The organism is Roseivirga sp. BDSF3-8 (assembly GCF_041449215.1).
Lineage (GTDB): Bacteria > Bacteroidota > Bacteroidia > Cytophagales > Cyclobacteriaceae > JBGNFV01.
Map to the genome: position 1 here is coordinate 3980951 of NZ_JBGNFV010000001.1, position 14036 is coordinate 3994986.

General features: G+C 49.3%; 9 protein-coding genes. 5 read left to right on the forward strand and 4 right to left on the reverse strand.

The genetic code is table 11. The features are described from left to right. Positions 1-124: 124 nt before the first annotated feature. Positions 125-457, forward strand: a complete 333-nt coding sequence (locus AB9P05_RS16515; RefSeq protein ID WP_371909936.1) for a winged helix-turn-helix transcriptional regulator — start codon at positions 125-127, stop codon at positions 455-457. A 336-nt stretch (positions 458-793) separates the two neighbouring features. On the opposite strand, the gene AB9P05_RS16520 is transcribed toward AB9P05_RS16515, so the two are convergent. Next, positions 794-2155: a M28 family peptidase gene (locus AB9P05_RS16520; RefSeq protein ID WP_371909937.1), complete on the reverse strand. Its 1362-nt coding sequence runs from the start codon at positions 2153-2155 to the stop codon at positions 794-796. A 118-nt stretch (positions 2156-2273) separates the two neighbouring features. Between AB9P05_RS16520 and AB9P05_RS16525 the strand changes: the two genes are divergently transcribed. Beyond that, positions 2274-2537, forward strand: a complete 264-nt coding sequence (locus AB9P05_RS16525; RefSeq protein ID WP_371909938.1) for a type II toxin-antitoxin system Phd/YefM family antitoxin — start codon at positions 2274-2276, stop codon at positions 2535-2537. Continuing rightward, positions 2537-2812, forward strand: coding sequence for a Txe/YoeB family addiction module toxin (locus tag AB9P05_RS16530; protein ID WP_371909939.1), 276 nt, complete (start codon positions 2537-2539; stop codon positions 2810-2812). The genes AB9P05_RS16525 and AB9P05_RS16530 overlap by 1 nt, the downstream gene beginning before the upstream one ends. Positions 2813-2916: 104 nt before the next feature. Here the strand turns inward: AB9P05_RS16530 and AB9P05_RS16535 are convergent, their stop codons facing one another. Both AB9P05_RS16535 and map read right to left on the reverse strand, forming a co-directional pair. After that, a complete protein-coding gene (locus AB9P05_RS16535; protein ID WP_371909940.1) occupies positions 2917-5916 on the reverse strand; it encodes a two-component regulator propeller domain-containing protein in 3000 nt (999 codons plus the stop codon). Positions 5917-6232: 316 nt separating this feature from the next. Further along, positions 6233-6997: a type I methionyl aminopeptidase gene (map, locus tag AB9P05_RS16540; protein WP_371909941.1), complete on the reverse strand. Its 765-nt coding sequence runs from the start codon at positions 6995-6997 to the stop codon at positions 6233-6235. A gap of 176 nt (positions 6998-7173) precedes the next feature. Here map and AB9P05_RS16545 point away from each other — a divergent pair, with 176 nt between their 5' ends. Together AB9P05_RS16545 and AB9P05_RS16550 are read left to right on the forward strand one after the other, a co-directional pair. Next, the gene (locus AB9P05_RS16545; RefSeq protein ID WP_371909942.1) at positions 7174-7776 is read left to right on the forward strand and encodes a hypothetical protein; all 603 of its coding nucleotides are present in this window, start codon (positions 7174-7176) and stop codon (positions 7774-7776) included. 532 nt (positions 7777-8308) lie between these two features. After that, positions 8309-9124: a hypothetical protein gene (locus AB9P05_RS16550; RefSeq protein ID WP_371909943.1), complete on the forward strand. Its 816-nt coding sequence runs from the start codon at positions 8309-8311 to the stop codon at positions 9122-9124. 427 nt (positions 9125-9551) lie between these two features. Here AB9P05_RS16550 and AB9P05_RS16555 read toward each other — a convergent pair whose 3' ends face one another. Beyond that, entirely contained in the window at positions 9552-13946 is a 4395-nt protein-coding gene (locus AB9P05_RS16555; RefSeq protein ID WP_371909944.1) for a discoidin domain-containing protein, read from the reverse strand. Positions 13947-14036 lie beyond the last annotated feature (90 nt).

Consider the following 14036-nt stretch of genomic DNA (forward strand, 5'->3'; position numbering starts at 1 on the left):
GTATTTTTCAGTTACACAACGTAAATTTACGTTATATGGTTTTTTTTGGTTAGTAAAGTTCTGATTTTCAGTTAAAAAAGATGATGATACTTGTTTTGGGCCGTCATTGAGGAGCTCAGATAAAGTGTTCCATTACCCACATGATGTACATAATAGGAGGGAGGTGGAAGCCCATCATCATCACGTACTAGGCTATGGCCCCATGCGCTTTGGTCGCCTCGGTATTTATATACCTGTTATCTCCAATAAGATTCTGACCGAACAGCTTCGCGAGCTGGAAGAGGATGGCATTATTACACGTAAAAAGTACAATGAGAGTCCGCCGCGTGTAGAATACAGCCTCTCGGAAAAAGGAAGGTCTCTTGTGCCGATACTCAATCAGCTCAGCCAGTGGTGCGAGGTCAATCTGCCCCACCTTGATCTTGAGACCTGCCACCTGGAAACGGACGCACTATAAGGGTGGATTAAACCAAATAGTATGCAAGGGTAATGACAGCCCTTCTGTAGCGTAAGATGTCGCTTATGCACCATAGTAAGTGAGAAGTGGCTTATAGTACTATTCCTCTATGGTGCTATTATTGATCCTATAGGGATCCTATAGTATGAGTATAGTGTTCCTATAGGGTGATGTGGATAACTCAAAAGGCTTGTTTTTAGCACTTTTCCGGGGTAGAGGAAAAAGTAGAAGAGAAGGCTAAAGTCGGTAAATTAAGCTTAAAATAAAACACCACCTTCCTTGTGAAAAGAAAGGTGGTGCATAGTATGTCAGGCCGCGTATAGCTGGCCTCTTATATTACTCCCCGAACGAACCCGCCGGGCCAGGGAATACCACAGGGCTTTCAGCCCCATCTTCACCCACAGTCGATACCCCGAAGAAGTAATTATCAATGATCACGTTTTCCAGTTCATAGCTGTCCACATCACCCACCATACGGCTGTACTGCCATACCGGAGAGGTGGTCAGGCGCCAGTATACTTTGTAGCCGGTAATATTCTCATCCCCGGCAGGCTCCCACTTCAGCGTGGTGCTGGCCGATACCGCTCCCTCTATGCTCACATTTTTAGGAGGTGCCGGAGCAGAAGCCAGTCCTGCCAGCGTCACCGCGTTCAGGCCCGTTACCGTAGCCGCATAGTCAAAGTCCACCTTTTCCAGCACGTCACCGTATTTTATACCGTCTTCCGTGCGCAGGTCCTGGTGCTGGCGGTCGTAGTGCTCGTACGTTTCCATAAGGCGTACCGCTGCTGCCCCTATGTCATTAAACGGACGGTGGTGGCCACCGCGACCGAAGCGGTCCAGGCGGTAGATCATCATCACATCCAGGTTAGGAAAGTACAGGTCAGACATGTGGTCAATGTAGCGCGCCAGGTTACGCGATGGGCTGTCCACCTCACCACCTGTAAAGCGGCGTATGCGGGCTTCGCGATCTGTTTCTACCGCACGCGTTCCTTCCGAAAATACCCGGACCACGGAGTTATTCACTACTCCGTTAATGCCCTCTATGTTACCGATCATGTCATTATTCAGCACCGCTTTTATCTTCCAGCCCTGTTCCTGCGACCACTTCGCCAGTATCTCACCACCCAGCAGTCCCTGCTCTTCGCCGGAGAGGGCAGCGTATACAATAGTACCCGGAAACTTATACTTCGAGAGCACGCGGGCCGCCTCTATCGCTCCGGCCACCCCGGAGGCATTGTCATTGGCACCCGGCGAGTCGTCCGTCGCATTCATCACATCCGAAATGCGCGAGTCGATGTCGCCGCTCATCATCACCACCCGGTCAGGGTCAGCCGTACCGCGCTGTATCGCGATCACATTCACTATATTGGCCGTGCCCGGCACCCTGCTCCTGTTCATTACTGTATCCTGCACATAGATCACCTCCAGACAGTTGCCACACTCTGCTGAGATACGCTCAAACTCCTTCTTTATCCAGCGCCTTGCTGCCCCTATGCCGCGTGTTTCAGAGACTGTGTCAGACAGCGTATGGCGTGTGCCGAAACTCACCAGCTTAGTAATGTCTTTTTCAATACGATCTGCCTGAGGGGCATCCGCTATCTCCTGCAGCATCATGCTATACGCAGGGCCTGCCTGCTGGCCAAAACCAGCCAGGGCCATCAATAGTAATGGAATAGTAAGTAATATCCGTAGTGTCATTCTCTCAGATTTAATTGCGGCCAGAAGTTACGAAAGGTTTTACAAAATTTTAGGAGGATACAACTTTACGCTTTCATAAGTGTACGATATATCGTACATTTGTATAAACTCAAAGACAATGAAAGCAATCACCATATCCTCTCTAAGAGCCCAAATGAAGTACTACTTCGACCTGGTTAGCAAAAGCATGGATACCATTATTGTGCCCCGGAGTAATGATGATGAGGATGCCGTAGTGATTATGTCTATTAAAGAATACAACGCCCTCAAAGAAACCGAATACCTCCTTTCTACTTCGGCTAATCGAATGGCCCTTCAGGAATCTTTAGAAGAGTACAAAAAGAGTAAAACTGTGTCCTACAATCTTGATGACGAAGATTAATGGATATAGAATTTACCCTGAGTGCCTGGAAGCAGTTTGAATACTGGGTAGATTATGACCAGGACATGGTCAAAAAAATAAAAGAACTTCTTAAAGCTATCCGGCAAAACCCCTTCAAAGGAGTGGGTAAGCCTGAGCCTTTAAAGCATGGGTTGAAAGGCTTTTGGTCACGAAGGATAAGCCACGAACACAGGTTGGTCTATAAAGTGTCAGGTACTAAAGGGGTAGATCAGAAGTGCACCATTATCCAGTGCCGCTTCCACTATGATGACTAATCAGATGGATAGCAGCAGGGGATCCTTGCAATGAGCCTGCCGGTAGTTCCGCCTTTCCCATTATGCCTTCCTGAGTTATTCATTTTCTGCTCATACCAGACTGTTCAGAACCTCATTATAAAATCATTTAGAAAGATATTCTTATCAATATCGATCTTACGGCGGATTCGCGTCCGGCTTACCCCCAGGCTTTTAGGGGTGATATTCAGCATACGGGCTATTTCCTTGTTATCAAAATTCATCCGGATAAAGGCACATATCTTCAGGTCCTTATGCGTAAGGCGCGGATAAGCCTCCATCAGCCTTTGCAGAAAGTCCTCGTGCAGCAGGTTAAAATTCTTCTCAAAATGCTCCCAGTTGTCCGCATCCTTGATTGTGTAATCAATGGTTTCCACCAGCTTTTTGATGCGCCGCTCCTCAGGGTTTCCCTTTAGCTTGCCCAGTATCGTTTTCAGCTCACTGCTTACCTGGTTCAGCTCTTCATTTCGGTGCATATTATGCAAGGTGGAAGACGCCAGTTCCTTTTTCTTATGTTCCAGTTCAGCATCCAGCTTTTCATTTCGCAGGCGGATGATCTCCTGCTCATGCTGCATTTTGTCCGCATTAGTTTGCCATAAGATACGTTTACGCTCATGGCGAACCCGGTTTCTGAAGATAAGGCCAAGGATAAGCACAGCCATAAATGCCATAGCAGCTTTAAACAGGAGCGTGTCCCAGAATGGCGGGGCGATATTGATCCGCAGGGTACGCTCTTTGCTCCACGTGCCCTCCCTCGTGGCCCCCTTCACCCTGAACGTATAGCTACCCGGGTCCAGGTTCGTATAAGTGGCTTTACGATTATCAGAGCGTGTATACGTCCACTCCTCATCAAAGCCGTCCAGCTTATAAGCATACCACTGTTGCTCCTGAGAGGAGTAGTACAGGTTGGCAAATTCTATGCTCATTAGATTATCCCTGTAGCTCAGGTTTACCTCCTCGCTGTAAGGAACCGTAGCTTCCAGGTTTTTTCCGTCATTAGAGGTGATGCTTTTATTAAAAACCAGAAAGTCAGTTAGTTCTACCACCGGGACCGACCCCTGTATCCTGATCTTATCCGGGTCAAATATATCCAGCCCATAATCTCCTCCAATGATATACTCACCTGTACTCAGCTTCTCGATAATATTAATGGCATATTCGTTCTTCTTTAGTTCGGTAGAGAGGTCCAGGTTCACAAACTCTTCCGTACGCATGTTAAAGCGCGTCATCCCATCAATAGAGCAAATCCACAGAAACCCCTCATCATCCAGCACCATGTCCAGCACCAGGTTGATGTCCACATTACGCAGATTGTTATAGCTGGTGACCTTGTTATTTTTTGTGTCAAACCTGACCACCCCCTCACCATAGGCACCTACCCAGAGTATACCTGCCTCCCCCTCTATAATACACCCCGCGTTCAGCGCTGCCATATGTTTCACTGCACCCGTCTCAGGGTCCAGCTTATCCAGACCGTTTTCTGTGCCGCACCATATATTGCCATTCCCGTCTTCGTAGATATCCCAAATGCGGTTGGATGATAGCGTATTGCTATCTCCGGGTATAGCTGTATAATGTCTGAATTCGGCCTCAGCGGGATCCTCCTTCATGTATTCGCTTCTGGCCAGCCGGTTCAGACCAGTGTCCCAGGTGCCCGCCCATATGCTGCCTTCACTGTCCTGCATAATAGCATATACCCCATTTTTACCCAGGCTCTGTGGGTTGTTTGGGTCGTGGTAATACCGTTTTAGCCTGTCGCTTTTTATGGTATAAAAGTACAGGCCCAGGTCCGTACCAATCCAGAGGCGACCCTCACTATCCTCAAAAATACTCCGGATGGTAGCACTGGAAAGTTGAGCGTCTTTCTCAAACCGGGTGACCCGCTTACGGTCTGCAGACAATATGTCTATACCGCCGTCTATCGTGCCGATCCATACAGTGCCGTCCCTGGTTTCGCACAGTGCATTTACCTGCGTGCCGGATAAGTCCCGCCGGCCTTCGCCTGCCCCATAGTGGGCAAAGCTTTCATTCATCGGATCCAGTATATCCAGCCCGCTTCCATACGTGCCTATCCAGATCAGGCCGTCCCTGTCTTCGTATATCTCCCAGAGAAGATTGGTAGCAAGGCTGGAAGCGTTGTTCTTTTCAGGTTGAAAGTTCGTAAAGGTATCCGCCTCCCGGTTGTAGAGACTCAGCCCTCCGCCGAAGGTAGCCATCCATAGCCTGCCGCGTGTGTCCTCCAGCAGTGATCGCACCACATCATTCTGCAAATGGTCCGAAGCCCCAGGCTGCGCTTCATAACAGGTAAATGCCTCCGATTCCAGATCAAAGCGACAAGCCCCGCCCCCCCATGTACCTACCCATAGCTTACCGTACTTATCTTCTATGATCTTATTGATCACATTATTCGACAGGCTGTTAGGGTCATTCGGATCGTGAAGATAGTAAGTGAATGTTTCCTGCTCCCGGTTAAAAAGCACCAGGCCATTGTCTTCAGTGCCTATCCAGTACCGCCCGTTTTTATCTACATAAAAGTCATTGAGAAAGGGCCCCGGCAGCGGGGTCGAATCATTTTTATAATGATAAAATGTCTCCGTAGCAGGGTTAAACCGGTTAAGCCCCCCCCCATATGTAGCCAGCCATAGCATGCCTTCAGCATCTTCATATATGTGTCGGATATTATCATGGCTCGGGCCGGCAGCAGGGTTTTCCTTATCCGGATAGTAATTCGTAAACTGATCCTTTACGGGGTCATACCTGCTCAGGCCTCGGTCCGTACCTATCCAGAAGATGTGGTTTTGGTCTTCCATGATCGCATACACCGTGTTATCCGCGATCATGTTCAGGGTATGATAAGGAGGGGCACTGCGGTTAAAGATATGAAAGGAGTATCCGTCAAACCGGTGTAGTCCGGCAAAGGTACCTACCCAGATAAATCCTTTACTGTCCTGGTAGATAGTAAGCACGTGATCCCCCACCAGGCCTTCTTTAATAGAAATATTACTGAAGCTGGCTGAAATGGACTGCGAATAAGCATTTGGAACCAATAGGATCAAAATGAGGCTAATCCATAGATGCACTTTCATATCCTTACTGAATAGACTTTAATCCGAATATTTCATGGTACTAACAATAAATGGACAAACATTTTACTAAAAAAATAGCAGAATGGGCGCAGCTTGCAGGTTTTTTCGAGAAAAAGCCTCAAGAAACGCTGCCGGGGCATACTGTCGCAGCTGGCAGCCAGTTCATACTTCGTGCCTTGAGACCTCTAGAGTTGGGCTTACGGTCAATAAAGGTTATAAACAGGTAAGGGTATAATCTGGCAGGCATATAGATAGCCACATTTATTTCTGCCGCTAAGTCAGGGTAATGTCAAGACTATTTTGGCCCTGCTGTAGGTCAGTTCCAAATACCATTTGCGCCCGTAAGTATGAGCGGGCGATCATCCGTTATAAGAATGGTGTGTTCATGCTGGGTTACATATCCACCCTTATTACCTACCAGTGTCCAGCCATCATTCAGCTCCACAGCCATGGTGGAGGTGGTAGAAATAAAGGTTTCTATAGCCACCGTAGTGTTCTTTCTGAATCTTTCCAGGTTAGTCTTGTCCCTGCAGTTCAGTATATTTTCCGGCTTTTCGTGCAGGCTCCTGCCTACCCCGTGGCCGGACAGGTTTCTGATGACCTTGTAGCCCGCTTTTTTAGCCTCTGTTTCTATCAGGTAGCCAATGTCGGATATTTTGACACCCCCTTTTATGTTTTCTATAGCCTTGCGCAGGATGTGTTTGGAGGCATCTACCAGTGGCTGATGGTTATGGATGTCTCTGCCCAGCACAAAGGACCCACCATTATCCGCCCAGAAACCATTGAGTTCCGCCGATACGTCTATGTTTATCAGGTCTCCCTCTTTCAGCTTCCTGCCAGCCGAAGGTACGCCGTGTGCAGCCTCTTTATTAACGCTTATGCAGGTATAGCCGGGAAATCCGTACGTTTCATAAGGAGCAGACCGGGCACCGTAGCTCTTCAGGATTTCCCCTCCGTATTCGTCCAGCTCTTTAGTCGTCATGCCCACCTGCACATACTCCCTCATACGTCTGAGGGTAGTGCCTACCACCTCACTTATCTCTTTCATTCCCGTGAGCTCAGATTCCTTATTGATCGACATGTTTATTCTGTTTTATTCGCTATAAATTTTCACGCTTGTATGTAACTGTCTGCCGGCACTATTGATTTATGCCCTTGCAAAATAGCTTATCCGGGTAAGGAATAGCCTTACAATCTGGTTTTTATCAACTGAGGCCTCACTACCTTTGTATTACAGGTTATGTGCCAGGCGATAATATGATTTCGAAAGATTCCCGTTCGAAGCGAGCGTATATCCGGAAGGAGCAGAAAAAGGAGAAGCTACATTACCGTATCATCATCGGGCTGATGATCATCTCGGTGATCTATCATTACTTTATTTCCCCCGATACCATTGGGTCAGACCCACGCTATACTACCTATATTTTTATACTACACACTGTAGCAGGAGCTATAGGCCTGGGTGTCTACCGTGGGCAGTTCCTACTATACCGTTTCGTGACGAATAAAGGCATAGGCATCCGCGCTTTCATCCTGGTATTTTATACTATACAGGGCTTGCTCTTTTCTTTTTTTAGCATCGGTACCTTTGCCCGGGCAGGGTGGGAATACGCCAACTATCAGCAGGCTATTCATAGCTCTGCAGAAGAGCATGTTTATGAGATTGATCGCTTCTGGACTAAAGATGATCCTTCTATCGACTTCTATATGGATGGGCACTTTGAGAAGATAGAAGTAAGCTACAAAGACATAAAAGCCTATAAGGATGAGAACCCCGAAGACTTCGAGCTACATCTGCGCACCCGAAAAGGGATCTGGAATTACTACCTGTTGGAAAGCTGGTCGATAAGCCGGAAGTAGATATAGGTGTCGCTATTTCAAATCTTATATGCTGTGCTTTACTTCCCAAACTATCGCTAGTTTAGCCATAGGCGTAACTTGTGATGGATCAATTTGGCCAGTTTGTCTCATGGGAGCCCTTTGGACCAACTGGCCCTACTTAGTTTAAGGGCGCCATGCAATAGATCGTGCTCGTACGGACTGGATTGGACTAAAATTGCAGGCTTGTGGTATTTACTTCTATTTGTGGAGGTATATATCACGTTCCGCGAGATTACATTTCAGGGATTTCATTGTATGCGGCGTGCAACGTGACGCGCCAGGTACAAGCGCGATGCTCATATCTTTACCCCACCACTTTAAAGTACAATTTAGTAAGTTAGGGTAAACAGCATGCAATAGGGTAAAGAACGGCGATCGGCGCTTGAACTAAGTGCTATTTTTTTTTTGTACCAAAGGGATATAAGGAGTGCAGTACAAACTTATACTTATGCTATGGTAAGACTTTCCTCATTTTATATAAAGGATTATCTTTTGCCATTATACATTGAAAATGGGATTCGAAAGCATAATATCTGGCCACATTGCTGTAAATTCATCACCAAAACTAGATGAGCAGCTTGAATTATTAAGGCAGGAGATAAATAATCTGCCTAGCTTGAATGAAGATGTATACCCTTTCCTTCCAAAGGATATATTTCATATCTCTATACCAAATTCCGTAGATGCTAATCCTATTCAAATCTCTTACAGATCAATAATGATCACTTTTGCTATGAGCGTGAAACAATTGGAGGATGATTTGGGTGAGTGGATTAACAAATTTGAAACCTTTTTAAAGAAATTACCCAATGCGTATGAATCAAAAATAATTGTAAAGCTCGATCCCTACACTACAGGAGGCTTTAATGATGGGTATTTAAATTACTTCTGGGAGAAGAATACTGATATGAAAGGAAATAGTAAATGGAGATTTGATGGTGACCCGATAGAACTACAAGAATATTGCAAGATCCGTAATAAGGAAGTTGCACAAATGTCTCCCGAGCTTAAATCAAAAATAGTTAGTAATTTTGAATGGCTAGGCAATCAGGTAGGTAAAAACATAAGACTTGATGATTATATCACTACCAACAAAGGAAATTACGATAGACATTTCACACAACATAGTTCTTTAGGGTTTAATTTAGATTCATTTGGGGTTAGAACTAGCGGAGCAGTAGCATCATTAAAAGGTGATCAGCAGTTTTTTGAATTCAAAGTAGATAATATAGTTGGAATTGATAGATCAATGTCCACTCTTGAAATTGACTCTGATATGGGTAATAAATGCAGTAGAAGAATTGTTATCACCATCGAGAATAGCTAATTAATTTAGCCTTCATACACACGTATCGCACTTCTAATGAATGTCGATTTTCTAATTAGGATCGGCTTTTTTATTGCACCATTCACGGGCTTGATCAAGGGATCTTGCGCTCAGGGGAGCGCGGTACAAGCGAAATGCTTGCACTAAAGGGTGTGGGGTTGGATAGCATAGCCCCCACTTAGTTCAAGGGTCTCCTTTGGACTAAACTAGCAGAGAAGTTTACTGCTACTACTAACAGTAGTGGTGTACGCTACGGTCTGCCAGATTGCACAATAAGGCGTGCGTGCACAGGCGGATGCTCATATCTTTTGTGCCAACGATTGTTGGGTCAGGCTGATTTATATTTTAATCAACGGCAGTACAAAAAAGAAACCCCCGCACCATTTAGTATAATGGAGCCGGGGGTTTACTAAACAGACGGGTAAGTCTATTCTTTTATAAATAATTTGGTGACGGGCCTTTTACCGGCCACCTCCATTTGCAGGATATACACACCGCCCCGCAGCCCTTGGGTATCCAGTGTAAAGGTGGCAAAGCGGCTCTCACCAGCCCGCACCACTCTGCCGGAGGGGCTTACTACCCGGTAGGCAACCGGGCCTTCGGTTTCTGTTACCACATTCAGCCGGTTCGTCACCGGGTTAGGGAACATCTTCACCTTATCCACATTAGTTTCCAGGTCGGCAATCCCCGGATTATCCGTTGCCGCCCGGGCCGGGGCACCGCCGTACGTAAGGCCGAAGCCATACTGGAAGAGCGGATCACCATAAATAGGCTCCAGTAGTTCACCCGCGGCTATCTTGGCCCGGATCTCCTGCCGCTCCGCAGAGGTAGCACCCAGGTCGAAGGGTATGTCCCAGCGCTCATTGGTCGTGCTGAGCTGGTCTCCGCCTATCTGGTCCATAGAGCGCGGTAGCTGCCAGGGCAGTTTACCCTTAGGCGCGTAATCTCCGAAGAGCACATCAGCCACTGCAGGCCCGCCACCGTCTCCGGGGCGGTAGGCCAGGAATACCGCATTGGCGTCACTGACCAACTGAGTAAGTACATAAGGACGGGGGGAGATCACCACCACAATGTAGGGGATACCCATAGCCCGCACCTCATTCAGTCGCGTGCTGTCAGCTTCCACTTCATTTCTGAAGTAAGTGTCATGCACATACGGTTTGGTCTTTTCCCAGGCCGTGGCGTGAGTGTAAGAACCTTCACCTACCACCACTACAGCCGCAGTAGGGTTCGGTGCATTGTCCTGGTATACATTAATACCCCGGCTGGCACCTTTTTCCTGTATAGCCTCCAGGATGTTCTTTGCTCCATATTCCCAGTGAAAGGCAGTCGTCCAAACCGTATGGCTTTCCCCGTCATCCGCGCGTGACCCTGTTACCAGCAGATTGGCACCCGAGGGCAGGTTCAGCGGAGCCGTACCATCATTTTTGATCATCGTGATTGATTCCCTCGCAGCTTGCGTCACTATATCAAGGCTCTGCTGGGTGTGGAATGCATTCGGTCCGTTCACCGGGTCCCCATAAGGGTCTTCGAATATACCCAGGCGGAATTTTACATCAAGCACCTTGCGCACCGCATCATCAATCCGGGTCATGCCCACCTCACTGATGAAGCCACTCATGGTAAAGCCCACCGCTCCGGGGTCGGCACCACCCATCACATCCGAACCCGCAAGCGCCGCTGCCGCCCAGTTTCCTGAAGGTAGCCAGTCCGTACAGATGATCCCCTGAAAGTTAACCGTATCGCGCAGGTAGTCCAGTATAGGCTTAGAGTCACCCGCACCCGGTCCGCCCGGATCCAGGAAGCTGCTGCCTGCATAACCCGGCATAATGCTGCCGGCGCCGGCATCCATATTGGCAAACCACGGTTTCATGTGGTATTTGATACTGATACCGTCAAATACAATACCGGCCTCACCCCCGGCGCCCTCTCCCGGCCAGTGCTTGGTAGTGACCAGTACCGAGTTCGGGTTCAGCTCCGGGCCGGCCTGCAATCCTGCCACCAGGGCACGGGTCTGTGCCGCTGCAAATTCAGCATCCTCCCCACCGCCTTCCTGTATCCGCGGATACAGCGCCTTGGTACCTACCTCCGCCAGGGGAGCCAGCGTACCCCGAAAGCCTACTGCCGTCTGCTCCATCTGCTGCACCTTACCACATTGGTAGGTCAGATCCAGGTTACGCGAAGCCGCCATACCGATCTGAGTAGGGTAAGAGGTTTTATACCCATGAATACAATCACCTAGTGACACAAAGGGAATGCCCAGCCTTGTCTGTGCCGTTGTCACCTGGTAGTTATACAGGTCCGAAGGCATGGCCGGGCCAAAGTGCCAGCCCGATATGGGAAACAACTGAGCATTGTAGAACATCTGGTAAGCCTTTTCCTCATCCGTCATACGAGACATCAGGTCATTTACCCGAACCGCTATCGGCTGGCGCCAGTCCTCATAAGGTTCTATGCTGCCATTTTTATTCAAATCACGGCATCCGTTTATGATCCCCACGCCATCATCCATCGTTTCCACCTCCGGCAGGTATACGCTGAACCGACCCACATCCGAGTAGGCAGGCCCGCTGCCTGTTTGCGCTACGATGTACCACTTGTACGTCCACCGGTCACTCAGGGGTGTTTGCAGTGTAAAACTGGTGCCGCTTGTTTCGCCTACTTTCGTAAAGCGATCCAGCAGGCTGCCCCACTGGCTCCAGTCGTAGTCCTCACGCGTAATATTCACCCACACCTCATAAGTAGTGGCTCCCCCTGCTGCATTCCAGTTCAGCGTTGGAAAACGGGTAGTGGTTACCATCGCCCCGCTGGCCGGTGATATCACATTAAAAGTAGAGGGACCCGGAGGTACCGGATCAGGGTTAGGGTTCGGGTTTACCGCAGGCAGGTCGCCTGGGCCACTGCCCGGTGAGTACACTTCAAACTCAAACAGCGAGTAGCTCCAGGCCGTGTTGCGCTCCAGGCCATTCATCCGGATATACTGGCCCGTACCGTTAAACAGCAGGTCATCCGTACGCGGCTCCTCCGGCAGGTTTTCTTCGTTGAATTCATAGACCGTCGTCCAGTTCACCGCGTCATCAGACACCTGTATCTGGTAGTGCTTACCACTGGCCGTCTCCCAGTGCAGGACCGCCCGGCCCAGTTCATACCTCTGGCCCAGGTCCAGGTAGATCCATTCGTTATCCGTAAACCCACTTTCCCAGCGGGAGGTAATATTACCATCCACCGCAAAACCACCTACGTTTACCCCGTCGCCACGGACAGAGGAGGTATAGGCCGTAGTAGATAGGGCAATGTTTCCTACAGCGATGATACCACCGCCTCCGCCATTACCGGCAGACTGCGTGGTAAAGGTAACGGAGGCACCCGGAGAGCTATTACCGGCAGCATCCACCGCTTTTACAATAAACGTATACTGCGTTTCCGGGCTAAGATTACTTACCGTAAGGGCCGTTATGCTGGCATCCACCGTATTTTGCGGGCTACTGCTGCCCGACCGGAATATCTGGTAGCCCGTCACCCCCACATTATCCGTCGCAGCCGACCAGCTTAGATTAGAAGCATACACTGCCGGCTCAGCCACCAGGTTACCCGGATCCGAAGGAGCCTGTGTATCACCGCTGCCACTGTTTTCACCGCCGTAAACCCTCATTTCCCATACGGAATAGCCATATGCCGGCAGCGCACGGGTGACCCCTTTCAGGAAAATGTACCGCCCTGCTACCGAAGAGTTGGTAGTCACCTGGTCGATGCCCCCGTCACTGTCCGTTACCGAGGCAATCACCGTAGCGGCATTAATGTCATTAGTAGTGCCCAGGCGGATCTCATACGCCGTCGCATAGGCCGCTTCCCAGCTCAGGTCTACCTGGCAGATAGTCTGGCTGCTGCCAAGGTCGGCCATCAGCCACTCATCAGCATTAAACGCACTGGCCCAGCGTGTGCCAGGGTCCCCGTCAAAAGCCGAAGCCGCGATAAACGGCCCTTCTGCAGAGGAAGACTGGGCCGGCTGGTTCAGGGCCAGGTTAGCAGAGGTATTACAGCCACCACCGGCTGCATTCACCCCTAAGCTCACCGCATCGGCCGCACTGTTAGCCGCCCCGTCATTTACCACTAGGCTGAATGTATACGTATTGCCTGCCTGCAAACCTGATACCACTGGGGAGGCCACGTTGGCACTGGAGAGACTGGCAGAAGGTCCTGCCGTCTGCGACCACTGATAGGTGAGGGCTGAGGGGCCATTATCAGGATCATAACTTCCCGTACCATCCAGCGTGGCCGAAGTCTGCCCGCTCAGGGTCTGATCCGCCCCCGCATTTGCCACGGGCGCCTGGTTGGAAGCCCCTGCCTGCCCATATACCTCAAATTCCCACAAAGAATAGCCCCAGGGGTGCAGCTTATTATAGCCATACATGGCAATGTAGCGACCCGAGCCACTCAGCCCCGTCAGGTTATCTACCCGCGCCGCATCAGCCATACCCGTTTGGGTTGAGATAACGGTCCAGTCCGCACTGTTAGGGTCCGGCGTGCTGTTCACGTCCGATACCATCACATGATAACTTTCAGCGCTGGCCCGTTCCCAGTTCAGCGTTACTGAACTGATAGAGGTAGCTTGTCCCAGGTCAATTTTGATCCAGGAGGGAGAAAGATAGTCAGAAGCCCAGCGGGTGCCGCCGTCTCCGTCTATTGCATTGGCCGGTACCATACCCGCCTCACTGGTAGAGGCGGTCACGGCTTTATTCAGTGCCAGGTTCTGGCCCCGGACCTGCCAGGCGCACATGATCCCCAGCAGAGTTAGAAGATATAGAATACGTTTTTTTGTCATGGTTTAGGATGGGTTTGTTTTCTCATAATTGGTTGATAAAAAGATGTTTGTACATGAAATTGGTGTTTTGAAAAGGCAAAGCAGGGGCTG